This is a genomic window from Sphingobium mellinum (assembly GCF_037860795.1).
GTDB classification, from domain to species: domain Bacteria; phylum Pseudomonadota; class Alphaproteobacteria; order Sphingomonadales; family Sphingomonadaceae; genus Sphingobium; species Sphingobium mellinum.
Window position 1 is genome coordinate 1 of sequence record NZ_JBANRK010000031.1, and the last position, 19,072, is coordinate 19,072.

Annotated in this window: 13 protein-coding genes and 1 pseudogene; 11 read left to right on the forward strand and 3 right to left on the reverse strand. The window is 59.5% G+C overall.

Annotated features, from left to right (window positions below):
• Nucleotides 1–312: 312 nt before the first annotated feature.
• Nucleotides 313–1,194 carry an LLM class F420-dependent oxidoreductase gene (locus AAC640_RS17470; protein ID WP_340268587.1) on the reverse strand — a complete coding sequence of 294 codons (882 nt, stop codon included), beginning with the start codon at nt 1,192–1,194 and terminating at the stop codon, nt 313–315.
• Between the two features lie 162 nt (nt 1,195–1,356).
• Entirely contained in the window at nt 1,357–1,935 is a 579-nt protein-coding gene (locus tag AAC640_RS17475; RefSeq protein WP_340268589.1) for a TetR/AcrR family transcriptional regulator, read from the reverse strand.
• Between the two features lie 708 nt (nt 1,936–2,643).
• Between AAC640_RS17475 and AAC640_RS17480 the strand changes: the two genes are divergently transcribed.
• From AAC640_RS17480 to AAC640_RS17530, 11 genes and pseudogenes are all read left to right on the forward strand, one after another.
• Complete coding sequence (locus tag AAC640_RS17480; protein WP_340268591.1) at nt 2,644–3,978, forward strand: MFS transporter; 1,335 nt, start codon at nt 2,644–2,646, stop codon at nt 3,976–3,978.
• Between the two features lie 243 nt (nt 3,979–4,221).
• Nucleotides 4,222–5,205 (forward strand): LLM class flavin-dependent oxidoreductase, encoded by a 984-nt coding sequence (locus tag AAC640_RS17485; protein ID WP_340268593.1) that lies wholly within the window; start codon nt 4,222–4,224, stop codon nt 5,203–5,205.
• A 209-nt stretch (nt 5,206–5,414) separates the two neighbouring features.
• Entirely contained in the window at nt 5,415–6,329 is a 915-nt protein-coding gene (locus AAC640_RS17490) for a TIGR03620 family F420-dependent LLM class oxidoreductase (protein WP_340268595.1), read from the forward strand.
• A 44-nt stretch (nt 6,330–6,373) separates the two neighbouring features.
• Nucleotides 6,374–7,363, forward strand: a complete 990-nt coding sequence (locus tag AAC640_RS17495; RefSeq protein WP_340268597.1) for a quinone oxidoreductase family protein — start codon at nt 6,374–6,376, stop codon at nt 7,361–7,363.
• Between the two features lie 167 nt (nt 7,364–7,530).
• Nucleotides 7,531–7,950 carry an IS200/IS605 family transposase gene (tnpA, locus tag AAC640_RS17500; protein WP_340268611.1) on the forward strand — a complete coding sequence of 140 codons (420 nt, stop codon included), beginning with the start codon at nt 7,531–7,533 and terminating at the stop codon, nt 7,948–7,950.
• Between the two features lie 388 nt (nt 7,951–8,338).
• Complete coding sequence (locus AAC640_RS17505; protein WP_340268599.1) at nt 8,339–9,736, forward strand: LuxE/PaaK family acyltransferase; 1,398 nt, start codon at nt 8,339–8,341, stop codon at nt 9,734–9,736.
• A gap of 24 nt (nt 9,737–9,760) precedes the next feature.
• The gene (locus AAC640_RS17510) at nt 9,761–11,281 is read left to right on the forward strand and encodes an acyl-CoA reductase (RefSeq protein WP_340268601.1); all 1,521 of its coding nucleotides are present in this window, start codon (nt 9,761–9,763) and stop codon (nt 11,279–11,281) included.
• A 142-nt stretch (nt 11,282–11,423) separates the two neighbouring features.
• Nucleotides 11,424–13,838, forward strand: a complete 2,415-nt coding sequence (locus tag AAC640_RS17515) for a TonB-dependent receptor (RefSeq protein WP_340268603.1) — start codon at nt 11,424–11,426, stop codon at nt 13,836–13,838.
• 144 nt (nt 13,839–13,982) lie between these two features.
• Nucleotides 13,983–14,747 carry an SDR family NAD(P)-dependent oxidoreductase gene (locus AAC640_RS17520; protein ID WP_340268605.1) on the forward strand — a complete coding sequence of 255 codons (765 nt, stop codon included), beginning with the start codon at nt 13,983–13,985 and terminating at the stop codon, nt 14,745–14,747.
• A 494-nt stretch (nt 14,748–15,241) separates the two neighbouring features.
• Nucleotides 15,242–15,921 (forward strand): annotated as a pseudogene (locus tag AAC640_RS17525) (SDR family oxidoreductase).
• An 86-nt stretch (nt 15,922–16,007) separates the two neighbouring features.
• The gene (locus tag AAC640_RS17530; protein WP_340268607.1) at nt 16,008–17,522 is read left to right on the forward strand and encodes a serine hydrolase; all 1,515 of its coding nucleotides are present in this window, start codon (nt 16,008–16,010) and stop codon (nt 17,520–17,522) included.
• 352 nt (nt 17,523–17,874) lie between these two features.
• On the opposite strand, the gene AAC640_RS17535 is transcribed toward AAC640_RS17530, so the two are convergent.
• Nucleotides 17,875–18,519, reverse strand: coding sequence for a TetR/AcrR family transcriptional regulator (locus AAC640_RS17535; RefSeq protein WP_340268609.1), 645 nt, complete (start codon nt 18,517–18,519; stop codon nt 17,875–17,877).
• Between the last annotated feature and the right edge of the window lie 553 nt (nt 18,520–19,072).

Below are 19,072 nucleotides of genomic sequence, written 5' to 3' on the forward strand. Positions count from 1 at the left end.
TCTGCCTCCGCTGTCGCGTACGGGCAGTGAATCACCTCAAGCCCTCAGACGCCACCGGTTTTTCGAGCCGTCCAGCTTTCGCGCGACGCGGACGGGAAAATATTCTTGCAGCGCTGATCGAGGGTTTCACGCTTCTTGATGGCGGCCCGATCCTGCGGGCACAGGCGGATCGGCCGCGAGGCGCGTCCGGGCTTAGTGCCGGAGGCCACGGCTCCAACTTCATTTATCTCTGGCACCGCGAAGACCAGGCTTATACCGCACCGCGCCGGTTCGGCATGATTGGGCGACAAGCGGCTCGCGCGGACCTCGATATCATATCGGGGCCGATTCGATTGCCCGAATATTATCCATTATCGGGCCGAACATCGCTTCAAGCTTTCCAGCCGGATCGTTGCCGAGCGGCATGACTGTGATCGCGTTCACGCCGACCGCGCCATAATCCTGGGCTGCACGCAGCACATCCGCACTTGTCCAATCGTCCTCGGCTTTGACCAGCGTCGTCACGTCGATGGTGCTGATATTCCGCCCCACTGCGTCGCAATGCTGCCGCAGCACGCCAAGCTTGTGCGCCACGTCCGCCGGGCTGCCGAAAAAATTGCAGGCGTCGGCATATTGGGCGACCAGGCGCAGCGTCTTGCGTTCCCCAACGCCGCCTATCAGTATGCGGGGGCGCGGTTGGGACACCGGCGCGGGATAGCATAGCGTTTCGGCCGGCTGAAAGTGTTTGCCATCAAATGGCCCATCATTGTCGCTCCACATCTGAAGGCAGATTTGCAGCGTTTCTTCGAGCTGTTCGAAGCGTGTCGCGACCGGAGGAAACGGTATCCCCAGGCCCTTATGCTCGCGTTCATACCATGCAGCGCCGATACCGAGTTCGCCCCGCCCGCCTGACAGGACGTCGAGCGTCGTCACAATCTTCGCCAGTGCGCCGGGGTGGCGGTAGGTGACACCGGTAACCAGTAGGCGCAGGCGCAGGCGGCGCGTGAGGGCAGCGACAAAGCCAAGCGTGGTATAGCCTTCGAGCATGGGATCTTCGGCAGGCGCCATATTGTCCATCTGGAAATAATGATCCATGAACGAGAGCGCGCGAATATCCAGCCCCTCCGCGCGTCTTGCCAGATCGGCTATCCCGGACCCCATGGTTTCAGGACCGCCCGCCCAGTCGAACCGCGGGACGTGAAGATCTACTTCCATGTTTTGGAACTCCAGTTTCGCTGCGCGCAGCTGGGATGATGCCAGATGAAACCACCGACAAATAGCACCCGCGTATATCGAGATAATTCATGCGCTATAAGCGCCGGTTAATCCCGAGCAGATGCAATCGATGCTCGTAAATAGGAGATTGAACGACCCTTCTCAGCGTTCGTTGACATCCGCAAGAAGATCCTTGCGCAACATACGCACTATATTATCGATCCATACTTCGGTCGGCACCGAGCCGATTGCACCGGCGATTTGTACCGGGCACATCGGCATTGAGGGGCCGATCACCAGACTTAACAATATCCATGTCACCGCCACGGGGTCAAGGTCCTGCCGGTAGACCCCTTTGGCGACGAGTTTACGTATCATCTTCTCGATACGAACGGAATTATACTCGCGGTGCTCCGAATAAAAGACATTAACCGGCGAGCCCACCCGAAATAACTCGATGTAAAATATCGAGATGACGGCCGCCTTCTGCTGATAAGCGGCAATGAGTCCGCGCACGATGCGTTCGGTAGGATCGTCGTCCCCGCTTTCTATAGCGGCTTCCATGGCATCCAGATGCCTGTCGACGTCCTTCGCGGCGTTTTTAAGCAACGCCATAAGCAAGCCGTCCTTGCCCTGAAAATAATAGTTCACCATTCCGGCGTGGGTTCCCGCTGCCTCCGCTATTTCGCGGGAGGTCAGATCGAGATGGCTCTTGTCACGCAGCTGATTTTCGGCAGCCATGAGGAGGGAATCGGATAAATTCCGTTCGGCACAACTGTGAGGGCGTCCTCTCATATATCCTCCGTTTGCCGGGGCATTTTCAATTCGGGTCGGCGCGATCTTCAGGCTCGGCACATTTTCTCAGGCAAATTTGCCATTTTTATCATGGGTGAGCCACCCCAGCACCGAATCTGCGCTTCCCCTAATTTCTACCAAGCTTTCATACTATGGGAACAGGCCGGGTGTCCATGGCGCAGGGCGCCTGCGGCTGTAAACCTTTCGGCCGATTGTGGCAGGGCGATGTGTCGCGATTCTTAGCGTAGTCCATTCGAACTGCGCCTGGCGGGTCGCCACCGTGACAATAAGCGTGCGCGGAACCGATGCGATTAAGCAAGCGATAGGACCCCATTTAAACGGCGGTTCAATTAATCCGTTAGGCTGTGAGCGACATGTCCCACATGGTTACCGGGCCAGGCCTCTTGGCGGAATTGAGGGAGCTGGCGGGAGGCCGATGCAACGAAGGATCAAACTCTGCGACGAGGATTCCCGTTCTCCGTGTTTTTTCATATCCGGTCCGGCACGTGATTCCTGGGCGCCTATGTCCAGCGAGCGGCTGATCGGCCCGGCTTCGGGCATTCGGCCGAATGTCTGGCGCGCGATGCGTCGCTATGCTTCGGCAGATAATCAGATGGTCGTCATAAGACTGCGAATGCAGCAAGGAGAGAAGATATGTACGCATCGACCGGCGCTGAAGCGTCCAAGTCTTGGGCTGGCGCTAGCTCCTGGCTTGTTCTCGCGATGTTGGCGGCGCTCTATACCTTTTCGCTGATCGACCGGAATATCCTTATCCTGCTGATCGGGCCGATAAAGGCACAGTTTCAGCTCAATGATGTACAGATCGGTCTTTTGGTCGGTACAGCCTTTGCGATTGCCTATGCGTTTCTGGGTGTGCCGGCGGGCCGCATAGCCGATCAGGGCAACCGCAAATTGCTGATCTCCGCAGGGGCGGTCATCTGGTGCCTGTGCACGATCGGATCGGCCTTCGCCGCAAGCTACATCATATTGGTCTTGCTCCGGCTGGGTCTCGCCGCCGGTGAAGCGGTGCTGACGCCAGCAGCGCATTCGATGATCGGCGATCTTTTCCCGCGTGAAAAGCGCAGTCTGGCCGCCAGCCTTTACACGACGGCTGGTCTTATCGGCCCGCCACTGGCGTTTTCGGGCGGCGCCGCCATCATCTCGGGCATCGAAGGAGCAAAGGCCGGCGGCATGCAGATCGATATGCAGATCTGGCAACTCGTGCTTCTGGCGGTGGGCCTGTCGTCCCTGGCCCTGTCCACATTGTTTCTGATGACGGCACGCGAGCCGCGGCGGACGAGCGAGCACGGCGAGGTGCAAGCGGTTACCAAGCGCGATGTCGTGCGCCAGATCGCGGCTCACAAGAAAATGTATGCGGGGCTTTTTTTTACCGCCGCCTCCGCGGGAGGGTTTAGCTACGCGCTCAATTACTGGACGGTCGAATCGCTCAAGCGGGATTTCGGCTGGTCTGCTGTGGAGGCCGGATCGGCTTATGGCCCGGTGGTTTTCGTGGGGAGCGTGGTGGGGGTGATGGGTGTGCCCTGGATCACGTCCTGTGTGAAAGCCAAAGGCCGTATGGATGCGGTCATTCTGGTCACCATGGCGTGTATGGCCATAGGCTTTCTGTCGTTGACCATCGGCCTGATGCTGCCCGACCCCGTGGTGCGACTGATATTGATCGGACTGGGTTCGGCCGCGGGGCTGGGCGGCGTCACCAATATCGTCGTGTCGATGCAGGAGGTCGCGCCGGCCCGGATGCGGGGTACATTTGTTGCGTTGCTGTACATGGGGCTGACGCTGTTGGGCGCAGGCGTGGTCCCGGTCGCGGTGCCGATGGTCGGCGACATGGTCAATGGCCTGACCGGGGGACTGGCGACCGTCTGCGGGACGCTCAGTGCTTCTGGTCTGGTGCTGCTCTGGTGGATTCGCGCCGATTTCAAGCGCGAAGCCATTGCAGGGTTCCCGGTGGTTGGCGCTCGGATCGCGTGAATCACCTCGGGCGATCCATGGGCCAGTCGGCAGAGCCGAGCGCGGTTAAACGGCGGTTCAATTAATCTGCTAGACCCTGGCCGCACGGAACCACATATCACCGTCGGGTGAAGCCTTCGAATGGCGGCGCTCATGCTATCAAGAACAGGAATGGACCGGGGCTCCATGCAAGGCGCATCGATAGGTCAGCGACTGGTGGCCGGCGGCGCCAGTCGGTAAACAGCATATGAGGGATTCGGATCGATGCCAGACAAAGTAACCTTTGGTTACCATTACGACTTCCGCAATCCGCAGCAGTGGTACAAGCCCTGGGAGCATGTGTACGAAGAGACGATCGACGTCGCCGTTTGGAGCGAGCAGGCCGGTTTCGAGTTCGCTTGGGTGCCCGAGCATCATATGTTCAGTGACGGCTATATGCCCTCGCCGCTCGTGGCGCTTGCGGCGATCGCCGCGCGCACCAAGACCATCAAGATCGGCTCATGGGTGGCGCTCGCCCCGCTGTACCACCCCACGCGCTTCGCCTCCGATTGCGCGGTGCTCGACATTATCGCCAAAGGGCGACTGGAACTGGGTCTGGGCATCGGCTATCTGCCCCAAGAATATGCGGCGATGGGCGTCGATTTTACCAGACGTGGCCGCCTGTTCGACGAGTGGCTGGAGGTCGTCACCCGGCTTTGGGCAGGCGAAACGCTCGACTATGCGGGTCGGCATTATCAGCTGGACGGCGTCCGCATGATGCCGCCGGCCCCGCGCGGCCGGATCCCCTTGTACATTGGTGGCTTCGCCCCCAAGGCGATCGAACGCGCCCTGACCTATGGCGACGGCTATGTCGGCACGCCGGACGGGGCAGACATCTATGTCGAACAACTGCGAGCGACCGGCAAGGACGTCAGCCAGGGCAAGGTGCGGATCGGCGATCTCTTCGCCGTGGTCGCGCGCGACCCGGAAAAGGCGATGGAGGAGCTGGCACCCTATTACTACCATGTCCTGCAAGTCTACGCCGAACTGGGTGGCGAGGGGATGGAGGCGATGAGCCTCGAAGAGTTCAAGAAGTCGGGCAAGATGCAGGTCATGACGCCAGAGGGCGCAATCGCCAAGTACAAGGCGATGCAGCAACGCATGCCGTTGGAGCATGTGTCGATGATCATGCCGCCCGGTATCTCCGCCGAGCAATTCATTCCCTATGCTCAGCTGTTCGCGGATGAGGTATTGCCGGCCTTTCGCTGAGCGAACGCGCAGGCGCTCCCCGCCATCCGGATCGGCAAGAGGTGCGGCTGCGGCCTGCACATCGCAGCAAAGCAATCGCGGATCGAGCCGTCGGCAGTGGCCGATTTCGCATTCCGCTTGCTCAGGCAAACGCCAGGCCCCACCTAGCCTTTGCCATTTCGAATTTGACCATGCGGGTCCAGACGTACGCGTTGTACAGGAGAACAGGAATGAAGCTCGGCAAAATTGCGGTCTGGGCCAATATCGATGGACCGATCGGCCATTTCGAGAATGAGAAGTCCGGCGAAATGGGGCCGGCTTCCGCCGAACGCCTGGCCAGCTTCGCCCGCCGGGTCGAGGAACTCGGCTATGACTCGATCTGGATGCCGGGCGGCTTCGGGCGCGATCCGCTGATCACCTCATCCTGGCTGCTCGCCAATACGAGCAGGCTGAAGGTGGCGACGGGCATCGTGAGCATCTACACGCGTGATCCGATCGCCATGCGAGGCGCGGCCGACGCGCTTAACGAGCAATCGGGCGGGCGCTTCATCTTGGGCCTGGGCGTGTCCCATCGGGAGACCGTGGAAGACAGGCGGGGGCATGAATATGGCAAGCCCATCCCTACGATGCGTGCCTATCTCGACGCTATGGCTCAGGCTCCCTATATGGCTGCGGCTCCCGCCGAGCCGACCACGATCATTCTGGCTGGTCTGCGCGAGAAGATGATCGGGCTGTCGGGCGAACGGGCACAAGGCACGCACAGCTATCTGGTCAACCCGAACCATAGCGCAATGGCCCGCGCCATTCTGGGTCCCGACAAGCTGCTTTGCGTCGAACAGCCGATGGTCCTCGAAAGCGACCCTGTAAAGGCACGGGCCATCGCTCGGAGCGAAATCGAATATTATCTTTCGAAGCCGAACTATCAAAACTCCTGGAAGGCCCAGGGATTCAGCGACGAAGACCTTGCCCATGGCGGTTCCGATCACTTCGTGGACTCGATCGTCGGCTGGGGAGGCGAGGCTGCGCTGCGCAAACGCATCGACGAACATCTGAGCGCAGGCGCCAGCCAGGTTTGCATAAAGGCGGTGGCGCCAGATGGCAGCACGGACATGCGCCTCTTGGAACTGCTCGCGCCCCGAGCGTAATTTCCGTCGGCAAGTCGGCATATATTGAATGAGGAGTGAGGCCTGTGCGTGCAGTCACCGCGGATTTCGTCAATAAGTCGGAGTCACCGCGCGTTTCCAATGTCGAAAAACCGACAATGTTGGACGACGAGGTTCTGGTAAAAGTTGCCTATGGCGGAATGAACGCGGCTGACTGGCAATATTCGCAGGGCTTGTCGCGACACATCCCCGCCAGCAATCTCAATATTGTGGGGTTCGAGGCGGCAGGCGTGGTCGCGAGCGTGGGACGTAGCGTCACCACCTTCCGTGAAGGTGATCGTGTCATGTTCGCGCGAAGCCGCACGACCGGGGAGGCGGGGACCTTTGCCGAATATGTCTCCGTCCCCGCCAATCTCGCATGCCCGGTTCCCGATGGGGTGCCGATGACCGATGCCGCCGCCACACCGATCTGCTTCATGACCTCCTATATCGCCCTGTTCGCCGATGATCTGGGCAATGCCAAACCCGGCCAGAAGGTGCTGATCCATGGCGGCTCGGGGGGCGTGGGCAGCTTTGCCATTCAGCTTGCCAAATATGGCGGGCTGTTCGTGGCGGCGACGGGCAGGGCGGCCAATCGGGACTATATGATCGGGATGGGGGCGGACCACGCCATCGACTATACCGATCGGGGCAAGAGCATCGTCGCCCAGACGCGCGAATGGGCGCCAGAGGGCGTCGACATCGTGTTCGATGCGGTCCGGCAAAATACGCTGCCCAATGCGCTGGACGCGTTGAAGCCGGGCGGAACGCTGGTCAGCATATCTACCGGGCTCGACATGAGCGATCTGGACGAACAGATGCGCGCGTCGCAGGCGCTCGGATTCCGGCACGTGCGATGCTTCGCCCATTGGCCCGAACGGATTGCAAAAGTGCCATTGGTCAACATTCTGGAGCAGCAGGCTATTCGTATCCCGCCGGTCGAGGTGGTGGAACTCGCCGACCTCCAATCCGCGATTGAGCGGCTGAAGGGCGGGCATAACCGGGGCAAATTAGTGCTCAAGATCGATGGTGAATGACGCTAAAAATTATTGTTTTTACGCAATTTAGAGTCCTCCATGAGGAGCAACCCCTCCGACTTCAGTCGGATACTGGCTTCAGCCTTGGACTCGGCCAGTAGCCTGTACCCTCGGAGAAAATGAACAGCCCGAAGGGCAAGAGTTCATTTTCTCCGAGGGTACAGGCTATGGGCTACAGCAGCGGTTGTCACACGACTTTTCATCATCGCTACCATCTGGTCTGGGCACCGAAATACCGTTTCAAGGTGCTGCATGGCGAGGTGCGTCTGCGGGTACGTGAGGTCATCCGACAGGTCTGCGCCGAGATGGGCGTGACGATCGTCCACGGCGTCCTGTCTCGCGATCACGTTCACATGTTCGTCGAGATACCGCCGCACGTCTCGGTCAGTGACTTCGTGCGCCGGGCCAAGGGGCGGTCATCGCGTAAAATCCAGCAGGAGTTCGAGCATATCCGCAAGCGTTACTGGGGGCAGCGCTTCTGGCAACGAGGCTACTTCTCGACCACATCCGGCAACATCACCGACGACACCATCCTGCGTTACCTCGACAGGCATGGCCACAAAAACGGCTTCAGCCACTCCACATGATCCTACCGGCGTCAGCCGGTCAGTTATTCAGCTGCGCGATCTGATTAGAAATCGCAAGGCCGGCACAACGCGATATTTATATGCATTATAGGGGACAGCGCCGGCAGAATGGATGCTTTCGCGTCTGACGCCTCTGCGCGCCCCTATTCACATCCGGGGCGTTTCGCAAATGAGGGCATGAACTTTGTTCCCGGCTCTCAAAGGTGCGGATGCCGAACAATTTTGCGCGCGTGGAGGCCGACCCTTTGGGCTGGCGTAGGTTAAACGGCGGTTCAATTAATTCGCTATGCACTGCCCGAACGGCGGCGCATATTGCCATTCGATAAGTCAGGTGCGGCGATGGATCCGTGTCGACTAGCGGAAGCATTAACAAAATCAGGATAAAGCCGTGACAGTGACAATCGAAGACTTGTATGAAGATCCGGAAAACTTCGTGCACCTGACTAGCGATGAACTTTACGCGCTGGATTATGATGAAGTTGCCAAAATCCAGCTTCATCATTTCAAGAAGCGGTTCGAGAAACTGCGCTCGGAACTTAAAGCACTGGATCGATTGGCCGATGACGTCGGTATAGAATCCGTCACCAGCTTCGATGATCTTGCCAGCCTCGGCTTTCCCCACACCATGTACAAGTCCTACGCCACCGGCGATGTCGACAATGGTCGCTATGACCGTATGACGCGTTGGTTGCAGGGTTTGACCACCCACGATCTTTCTGCCGTCAATCTTGAAGGTGTTGAAACGCTCGACGACTGGCTGGACGCGATCGAGGCGCAGACCCCGCTCCGCCCCGCCGCCTCATCGGGCACCAGCGGCAAGATTTCGCTGTTCCCGCGCAGCACGGTCGAAATGCCGTTTTTCCTCGAGCATGTGCTGCGCATGTACGGTCCCCATCGCGAAATGTTGGAAAGTGGAAACTATCCTTTCATCTGCGGCTATCCCGGTCGAAGCGGTCGGCAAGGCACCGCGATCATGCTCGATCTGATGCGAAAGCAGATCTACGGTGACCGCGAGGAGATGATCATCACGCTCAGCGACGGTTTCGCCGGCGCTAACGAGTTGTGGCTGGCCGGCAAGCTTCGCCGTGCTGAAGCGCTTGGCGAGAAGCTTGAATTGACGCCGCGCGAGCAGGCCCTGGGCCGGGAGATCGCCGCCAAGGCGAAGGAAAGCGCCAAGCGCTGGGACGACTTCATCGACCGCGCGGTCGTCGCTCAAAAGGGCAAGACCGTGATTTACAACGGCTTTTGGGTGCAGCTCTATCAGATCGCCCTGGAATGCGCCAAGCGCGGCATCAAGGTCGAATGGGCGCAGGATTCGGTCCTGGTCGCGGGTGGCGGCACCAAGGGCTATACGTTCCCGGACGACTGGATGGACACGGTCCAGAGCATATTCCCGTTCAAATATCCAAGCCAGATCCGCGAAGTCTATTCGATGACGGAGACGAACGCCGTGTCGCTGCGCTGCGACGAGGGGCATCTCCATCCGCTGCCCTGGGGAATCCAGCATGTGTCCGACCCGGAAACGGGCCTGGCGCTGCCGCGCGAGGGTGTCCAGAGGGGGCGAATGCTGGTCATGGACCTGCTGCCCAGCACCTACTGGTCGGGCACCGCGACCGGCGACGACGTCACGATCAACTGGGATGGCGGATGCAATTGCGGGCGCAAGGGCCCCTATATTCTCAACGAGATCAAACGCCTTGCCGACACGCGCGGCGGCGATGACAAGATCACCTGCGCCAAGACGCCGCAAGCCTTTGACAGACTTGAAGAATATCTCACGGCCTGAGACCGCTACGATAAGGAATGTGCGATGCTTGAATATACCATCCCGCTCATCATCCGCGGCCGGATCATCGAAGATAATCTGGTGCGGTTCGAGGCGCGCCGGGGCGTGGTTGCGTTCCAGACGCCGGACGTCAACCAGTATATCGACGAGATCGTCCTGAAAGACCCGTCGAAGATCGGCGACCTTTACGACATATCGCTCGCGGAGATCATCGACTATCTGGTCGAGCTGGGTCCGCGCCTGTCGCCCGACACCAACCCCTATATCGCCCAGTCGCTGGACATCGCGGTGCAGACGGCGGGCCTGAAGCGCGAGCAGCTCTATGGCGCCTATCTGGCGCTGAGCGCCAGTCTCAACCGCCAATTCCTGATGGACATCGTCGAACAGAATATCGGTTCGCGCTATCTGGAAGGGTGGGACACGTACCAGCTTCACGATCGCGAGATCGCGGTCCGCGCGTTCGGCAGCCGGATCGTCCATCTGAACGCGGGCAATTCGCCGATCCTCACGCTGTTCGCCGTCATCAACGGCTCGATCCTGCGCTGTGACAATATCGTCAAAAGCCCGTCCAACGACCCGTTCACCATGTTCGCGATCGTGAAGACCATGATCGAAATGGCGCCGGATCATCCGATTACGCGCCATTTCACGGTCGGTTACTGGAAAGGCGGCGATGTGGATTTCGAGAAGCGCCTCTATGGCGGCGGCGCGATCGACAAGATCGTCGCCTGGGGCGGGATGGCGTCGATGAAGAGCATCCGTGGCTATATCGGCCCCGGCCTCGATCTGATCGCGCTCGATCCCAAGATCAGCGCCTCCATCATCGGCCCCGAGGCGCTGGCTTCGGAAGCGGCGATGGACGAGGCGGCGAGGCGGCTCGCCATGGATGTCGGCTTCTATAACCAGGAAGGCTGCGTCAGTTCGCGCGTGGCTTATATCGCCAGCGGCACGCAGGACGACGACATCGACCGGCTCAACAAGTTCGGCAAGAAGGTGCAGGCCGCGCTCCAGGCGCTGCCGTCCAGTCTGAGTACGCCCCATCCTTCCTTCGATGCGCATCTCAAGGACGAGATCGACGGCATTCGCTACAGCGATTCCTATCGCGTATTCGGCTGCAAGGCGAACGAAGGCGGCGTCATCGTTTCGCAAACGAGCGACCCGGTCGATTTCCGCGACTATCTCGCCTGCCGCGTGGTCAATCTCGTGCCGCTCGACCATGTCGAAGAGGCGCTCGATCATGTCACCGTCCACACCCAGACGCTTGGTGTGTATCCGGCGTCGCTCAAGGCCCAGATCAGGGATCGCTGTCTGCTGCATGGCGCGCAGCGCATTACCGATCTCGGTTGCGCGGTGGCCGAGGGCATGGCGAACCCCCATGACGCGATCGAACTGCTGCGGCGCATGGCGCGCTGGGGCCTGATGGAAACCTTCACGCCCGAAATGATCGAAGCGGGCGCCGGCTGGGCCATCAGCGATGCTCAGCGCAACAGTCAAAATGATGACAAGCATCCCGCCGCAGTCGTTCACCAAATGGCTGAGCACTAAACTGACATATGGCTTTGTTACTTGTGATGATATTGCTTAGATTATGATATGTTGCCAGGGTTTATCAGGAGATTATTCCTGATAAACCTTGAAAAAAGAGTCCAATAAAAACTGGACCTTGGAAAAAGAGGGGATAATTAACATGAATATTTCTACCAGAAAATCAGCTCTTCTTGCCACCTGCGCGCTCGTCGTCTGCGCGCCGGGCATGGCCGCAGGGCAGGAGAGCGCCGGTGCGCGCGCCTCCGTATCCGCCGAAGACATCATCGTCACCGCGCGCAGGCGCGACGAAACGTCGATCGCTGTTCCCGTCGTGCTGACGGCGGTGACGGGCGAAGAGCTTGGGCGACGCGGGATCAACAGCCTCGACGCGGTTGCGCAGATGGTTCCCGGCCTGACGATTTTCGGCTCCGGCGGCAGCAGACAAGGCGGCTCGATCGCCCTGCGCGGTGTGGCCGGTCCCGAATCCAACGCGCTCGGCGATCAGGCGGTATCGTTCAACATCGACAGCGTCCAGGTGGCGAAGGCGACCGTTCGCCGCCTGGCCTTCATGGATCTCCAGCAGGTCGAGGTGCTCAAGGGGCCGCAGTCGCTGTTCTTCGGCAAGAACAGCCCGGGCGGCATCATTTCCCTGCGCACGGCCGATCCGACGCCGCAATTCGCGGCAAAGGCTTCGCTCGGCTATGAGCTCAACGCCCATGAATGGCGCGCCGAAGGTTTCGTCGCCGGCCCGCTGACCGAAACGCTCGGTGCGCGCCTCGCCTTTTTCGGTTCGGACATGCGCGGCTGGGTGAAGAACATCGTCCCGGAAAACAGCATCCTGCCCCCGTTCCATCGTTATGGTCCGCGCAATCGTGAATATGCGTTGCGCGGCACGTTGAAGTTCAACCCGACCGACGCGTTCAGCGCGCGGCTGAAATTTTCCTACGGCCATATCAAGGGCGCATCGAGCAACACCAACGCGCAGACTATCAATTGCCCCACCGGCAGTTCGCAGTTCGTCGGCGTGGTTAGCGACTGCAAACCAGACAACCGGACCAATCGCACCGATAATGTCGGCACGGCTTTCACGCCGTTTGACGCGAGATATGGCGACGGCCACACTTACGGGAAGGGGCGCCAGATCCTCACCGGGCTGGAATTGAACTATAAGCCCAGCGATACGATCGATCTGACCTCCGTAACCGGCTTTTACCAGAGCAGGTTCGAAAACCTGGATCAGTTCGGAACCTATCCTGTCGTTCCCATCACATTGTTCGGTACTTTTGGTCTGCCGATGTTTGCTGCCTTCACCCTGTACAAGAACCGCGAGATTTCGCAGGAACTTCGTGCGAACAGCAGCTTTGACGGACCATTTAATTTCACGGTGGGCGGGATCTATTCGGACACCAAGTCATCGCTCGAAACCCACACTTTTCTAAACCTGAGCAGCCCGAACGAGTTTCTCCAGTCCGTCGTCGGCCAGGAGGGCACCGCCTATTCGGTGTTCGGACAGGCTCGCTTCGACGTGACTTCGCAACTCGAACTGTCGGCGGGCGGACGCTACTCTCACGAAAAGAAGAGGCTCCCAGTCACTCTGGCGGATTTCAGCCGTTCGCTCGTCACTGGGATGGTCCCTTATGTAACACCGGTCGACAAGATTTCGTTTAACGACTTCTCGCCGGAGCTTACGGTTAGCTACCGGCCGACAGATAGGCTGACCGTTTTCGGCTCGTACAAGAAGGGTTTTCTGTCGGGTGGTTTCAATGGCAGTGTCGCGACCTCTGTCGTCCCACTCAATTATGGCCCGCAGAAGATCAAGGGCTTTGAAGGTGGTGTGAAGGCCTTGCTATTCGACGGCGCGTTGCGCACCAATCTGTCGCTCTACAGCTATAAGGTGACAGGGCTTCAGATCACGGCGTTCGAGGCGAACGGAACCGGCACGATCCGCAACGCCGGTGCGGCGCGGACCAAGGGCATTGAGTTCGACATGAACTACCGCGCCCCGATCGACGGACTGACGCTCAGAGGTGCGATTGCCTACAACAAGGCACGCTATGGTGAATATTTCGGACCGTGCTGGACCGGGCAATCGCAGGCGCAGGGCTGCGATTTCCGGGCGCTTGGCGGCGGTGTTTCCCGTCCGATCCTGCCGGGCGAGAACGGCAACAATCAGGATCTCGCCGGGGGGCGTCTCATCAACGCGCCCGACTGGTCCGGGAATGCGGGCGCGAGCTACGAAACCCCGCTCGGCTCGTCGCTCAAGCTTGGCCTGTCGGCGGACATGACCTTCGCCAGCAGTTCCCCCACCGATGCGTTCCTGAACCCGGCGCTGACCGCGCCGAAGCGCGTGCTTCTAGATGCCACCGCGCGCATCGCCGAAGCCAAGGATCGCTGGGAGGTGGCGCTGATCGGTCGCAATCTGACCGACAAATTCTACTGGACCGGCGGACAGCAGTTTTCAGGCACGGGTGGGGCCACCGGCACCCCCGCCGGCGGCTTGCGAGCTGACACCTACGCCGTCCTCAATCGCGGACGGGAGCTCATGATCCGTCTGACCGTCGCCTTCGGGCAGTAGCATCGGCGCGCCGGCGGGGGTTGTTTGAGGTCTGATCGTCAGGCTTCGATCCGTACCCGGACCTCCGCTGGCGCGTTTCCGTCGGATGAATGGACTATATAGACTCGAAGGGCGCAATTGATTAACCATGGATAGAGGAATAGGATGACCCTTTCGCTTGAAAGTAAGACAGCCCTTGTAACCGGCGCCTCCGGGGGCATCGGCCGTGCAATCGCTCAGCGTCTGGCCGCCGCCGGCGCTACCGTGGCCGTTCATTTCAATAGCGGCGAAGATCGGGCGCGCGAGACGGTCGACCTGATCGAGCAGGCCGGGGGCGAGGCATTCATCCTGCAAGCGGATCTGACGAGCGTCGCTTCCATCGGGGCGCTGTTCGATCAACTGGATCGCGGGCTTGCCGAACGCGGGCGCTCGGGTCTCGACATTCTCGTCAACAATGCGGGCCAGGGCAATGGCGCGTCGATCGCGGACGTCGACGAGGCCCTCTTCGATCATGTCATCGCGTCTAATATGAAAAGCGCCTTCTTCGTCACCAGGGCCGCCCTGCCGCGGATACCCGATGGCGGACGCATCATTAGCCTCTCGTCGATGGTCTCGGTTTCCGCCACGCCGCAAGGCATCGTCTATTCACTGGCGAAGGCGGCGGTGAACGCCTTCACCCGGTCGCTCGCGGCCGAACTTGGCCCACGGCGGATTAGCGTCAACGCCATCGCTCCGGGCGCCACGGATACGGCGCTTATGGCGCCGATCATGGCCGATCCGGCGATGGCGACATGGATAGAGCAGATGACCGCCATGGGGCGCATGGCCCATCCCGACGAGATCGCCGCAGTCGCGTTCTTCCTCGCCTCGCCGGAGGGCGGGTGGATAACCGGACAGACCATCCAGGCGAGCGGCGGCATGCATCTTTAGGCTACCGAGGATAGCACGGCGTTCAATCTATAGGCACGATGGAGGGATGCCCCGTCAGCGCGGCGAATGGCTCGTGATGGGAAGCCGGTCAGTGCAACCCCGGGGGGAAATCTACTGGGCGACGCGGACCCAAAAAAGAACGATCGTTCCCTTGACAGTTGCGTCCGGACATAGATAGGCCGTGCAGAGAAGCCAGCGAACAAGCGGAGCATACAATCGATCGGAGGTGGGATGCGTATCGCTGTATGACATTGTCGGGAAAGGTCTGGCTCCTACAATAATCTGACGCCGCGCAAGTGGTCTTTCCAGAATTTCGGTACAACTCCGGTCCTGTCATCGGCGATTCCTATACTGCGCGCGAGATCATTAGTGTTCGGCTTAGGTCCGGTAGGTCGGGATCGGAATTATAACAAGGAATATAGATGTTTGACCTGAAAGATAAGGTTGCAATCATCACAGGCGGGGCCAGTGGCATTGGTGCTGCGGCAGTGCGCATGTTTCACCAGCTTGGCGCAAAAGTGATGATCGGCGATATCGCGGTCGAACAAGGCGAGGCACTGGCCGATGAGCTGGGGGACAATACCGCCTGTCGCGTCTCGACGTCGTGGATGCCGCCACCTGGGCGCGCACCGTCGACGAGACCGAAAAAGCCTTCGGGCCGGTGAACGTTCTCGTGAACAACGCCGGTCATTCGGGCCACCGAAAGCCGATTTTAAATCTCAGCCTGGAAGAATATCGGCGCGCGTGCGCGAGCAACCAGGATGACGTGGTCCTCGGCATGAAGACGGTCTTGCCTTCCATGTTGCGCGCGGGTGGTGGGTCCATCATCAACAATTCCTCTAGTTGGGGACTGGTCGGCGCCGCCGACAATATAGATTATTGCGCATCGAAGTTTGCGATTACAGGCATGACAAAAGCCGCTGCGGTCGAACTTGCTTCCAGCAATATCCGGGTCAACTCGGTTCATCCGGGACTGACTTTGACACCCATGGTCGTATCGACACTTGAGATGGTCGGTGCGTCTGCCGACGAGTTCATTTCCCGTATGCTGCCGATGAATCGAGGGGCGGCTCCCTCGGAAATCGCGAGTGTGTTCGCATTCCTGGCATCCGACACGTCCAGTTTCGTGACTGGGGCCGCCATCGCTGCCGATGGCGGACTGACGGCGCAGTGACAACGCGCCTGGGGCTCCGTCGACGAGGCGATCATCGGCTTCGCGATTCCAATATATAATCTCCTCGCGTCGAAGGACGATTTGAAATGATAATTTTCATCGGCAAGATCGTGCGCCACCTGCTCACGGCGGGCTTTCATGTCCGCGCAGTCACCCGTAACCCGGGTAGCGACGCGGCGCGTTACGCTGCCAGCCGGGGGGCCGTCCCGGTAGCCGGCGACCTGAACGACCGCGCATCGATCCGCGACGCCATTCAGGGGGCGGACGCGGTATATTATCTTGGTGCATCCGACCCGAGCGATTTTGGTCGGTCCTCGATTGATAGCGGAACTAAGGAGAAGAACATGGGATCGGGCTTTCTGTCTCGCAGGGATATGGTCGCCGCCGCCGCCGGATTGCCACTGGCCGGGGTGGCCATGGCCGCCGATTCGCCTAAGCGGGTTGCCGGCAGCCCGGCCCCGCGTGGCGCGGTCCACGGAATCGTTGTGCCCGGATATGAGCCTGTCCGCGCCGCTTTCGAAGACAATTTCGCGTCTGGCAAGGAGCTGGGCGCCCATTTTGCCGTTTATCGGGACGGCGCCCCATTGGTTGACCTGTGGGGCGGCAGCGCCGACGAAACCGGAACGGTCCCGATTGCCCAAAACACCCTCTACACGCTGATGTCGACCACGAAGGGTCTGACCTCGATGTGCATCGCGATGCTCGTGGACAGGGGAAAGCTCGATTATGAAGCTCCCGTGGCGACCTACTGGCCCGAATTCGCGACACAGGGGAAGGGGGCGGTGACCGTCGGGGAACTCATGTCGCACCAAGCCGGCCTCACGGGGCCGCGCGGTCCGTCCACGATCGAGGATTTTTACGAGCACAAGGCGCTTGCCGCTCGGCTCGCCGCGCAGGAACCGTTTTTCCGGCCGGGCGTCTTTGGCTATCATTCATTGACCTTTGGCACGCTCGCAGATGAGCTTGTCCGGCGAACCGATGGCCGGACGGTCAGCCGTTTCTTCGCCGATGAGGTGGCTTCCAAAGTCGGGATCGACGCCTTCATGGGCCTTCCAGCCAAGGAAGAGTATCGCGCCGCCACGATGGTGTCTGCGATGGATCCCAACAGCCTGGGATTTGACTCCCCCAATCCGGCGGCAGCGGCGGCCTCGTCGAGCACATCGGGTTTCATCCCCTGGGGTCCCGATCAGCGGAAAGATCGCGAGCATGGTATCCCTGCGGGAGGGGGCACGTCCAATGCCCGCAACCTAGCCAAGCTCTATGGCCATCTTGTTCGGGGTGACCAGCCGGGTGCGACGCCGCTGATCAGCAAGGCCGTGCTGCAGCAGGCCACCCGCGCGCGGATCGCTGGCGTAAACCAGGTGCATGGCGAGCTGGGACGATACGCGGCAGGATTCCGTCTCGATCAGACGAGGTTTGGTTCAAATCCGGCGTCCTTTGGTCATTGCGGTTTTGGGGGCAGCACTGCATTTGCCGATCCCACGCGTCGCCTGGGCGTTTCCTACACGCCCAACAGAATGTTCAACCCCAACTGGTATGGAACTGATCCAAGGCTCGCCAACCTGCTGAACGCTCTCTTCATCGTGGAGGAAAGGAAATAAGCGCGACGCCTGCGGAACCGACCCGATTGTCCCATGGGCCAGCCCGTCATTCGACGAATATGGGGGAAGGCCAAGGCGAACGAAGCCAGGAGGTGAGCTTCATATTGAGCAACGCCCTATGGATGATTTTGAGCACAGAGGCGCGAGCGGTAACGGCAACCCGGCCAGCGTGTGTCGTTTTGATGATTCAAAGGGTTTTGTGGCGGCTATTATCTCTTTTTCGTTCAACGAGATAACAGTCCATCCATCGCAGCCGTTGGAGATCATGGTCCAGCGGCGACGAGGTAAGCATTGGCGCCGCCTGTTTGCGCAATCATCGCCGTTCAGAGAACGGATCCTCGAAAGCGGCGCCCTATGCTGCTTTGGCTTTGCGGATGGGAACAGATTGTGATGCCGTCGATAAAGATGTCCCGAAGGCGAACTCAACCGCAGTAGCAAGACTCTCGAAATCTGGATCGGAATGTATGGTTGCCTTCAGACCAAGGCCATGCATCGATATCAGGAGCATTTCAACACGAAAATCGAGTTCTTCCTCCTTTTGCCTTTCAAGCACGGGTTCAATTACTTTACGAATTGTCTCGCGAAAATTGGCGGCGGACTTCTTGACCATTTCTTTGACCTTCGGATTTCGGGCCGCTTCGGCTTGGACTTCGAGCCAGAGAATGGTGCGGTCACTTGCAAGAATCGCGGGAAGCTTGTTCGCAAATGACTGGACAAGAGAGTTGACGTTCCGGCCTTCCGATTGGTCTACTTGGCTTATGAGTGCATTGAATTCGTGCATGTGGTGCTCAACAAGCGCGATCATGATCTCCTCTTTATTCTCGTAATATTTGTATATGTGGCCTTTGCTCATCGCGGCCACCGCGCCGATGCGACTTATGGTCGCAGCGTGGAAACCCTCGTTAATAACGCAAGCTCTGGCTGCGTTCAGGATTTGAGCTCGACGCTGCCTGATCCGTTCGTCCCGCCGCGAGATCGCTGTTGTGGTCTTGGTCATTCAATCCCTTTGTGCCGATTACGGCGACAACGTCTGCCTGAGCTAATGTTTATAGCGTCAAATCCGGAAAAGCGCCAATATAGTTTAGCCGTTCGATCTCCCGGAGCTTGCAAGTTGGATGGCGGCCCCGGTGAGCAGCGCTATGATCCGCCCAGCCTGTTTGATAGCGCCTGAAGTGCGTGGCAGAATTGGCGTGAGCGGCCGTTTTGCCGACAGGCAAGTGCCCATTCTACAATATGATCGACCACCAAGCCCGGCAAGAAAAAAGGACGATCGTTCTATTGACAGCTTGCACCTACATGTGGATAGTGCCGGCCAAAGATGCCAGCCAAAAAACTGGACACCTCGAAGAACCATCGGATTATGTCCTGATGGACGCAGGAGAAGGCCCCAGCGGGCGGGTAGTGCCGATTCCGATGCACCGATTCGCTGATTTTCTGGACGGAGCCGATCGCTGGGTCCAGTTTTCGTGTCATGCAGGCGCAGTTCGGCCTTCGAGCCATGCGAGGCGCTGGAAATTATAGACCAGGTTGGCCATGCCGATCTTGATCCT

Coding starts and splice junctions, on each gene's coding strand:
- AAC640_RS17485 (WP_340268593.1), top strand. CDS start 4,222: ATGCCAGACAAAGTAACCTTTGGTTACCATTACGACTTCCGCAATCCG.
- AAC640_RS17535 (WP_340268609.1), bottom strand. CDS start 18,519: ATGACCAAGACCACAACAGCGATCTCGCGGCGGGACGAACGGATCAGG.
- AAC640_RS17475 (WP_340268589.1), bottom strand. CDS start 1,935: ATGGCTGCCGAAAATCAGCTGCGTGACAAGAGCCATCTCGATCTGACC.
- AAC640_RS17510 (WP_340268601.1), top strand. CDS start 9,761: ATGCTTGAATATACCATCCCGCTCATCATCCGCGGCCGGATCATCGAA.
- AAC640_RS17530 (WP_340268607.1), top strand. CDS start 16,008: ATGATAATTTTCATCGGCAAGATCGTGCGCCACCTGCTCACGGCGGGC.
- AAC640_RS17470 (WP_340268587.1), bottom strand. CDS start 1,194: ATGGAAGTAGATCTTCACGTCCCGCGGTTCGACTGGGCGGGCGGTCCT.
- AAC640_RS17480 (WP_340268591.1), top strand. CDS start 2,644: ATGTACGCATCGACCGGCGCTGAAGCGTCCAAGTCTTGGGCTGGCGCT.
- AAC640_RS17515 (WP_340268603.1), top strand. CDS start 11,424: ATGAATATTTCTACCAGAAAATCAGCTCTTCTTGCCACCTGCGCGCTC.
- AAC640_RS17520 (WP_340268605.1), top strand. CDS start 13,983: ATGACCCTTTCGCTTGAAAGTAAGACAGCCCTTGTAACCGGCGCCTCC.
- tnpA (WP_340268611.1), top strand. CDS start 7,531: ATGGGCTACAGCAGCGGTTGTCACACGACTTTTCATCATCGCTACCAT.
- AAC640_RS17490 (WP_340268595.1), top strand. CDS start 5,415: ATGAAGCTCGGCAAAATTGCGGTCTGGGCCAATATCGATGGACCGATC.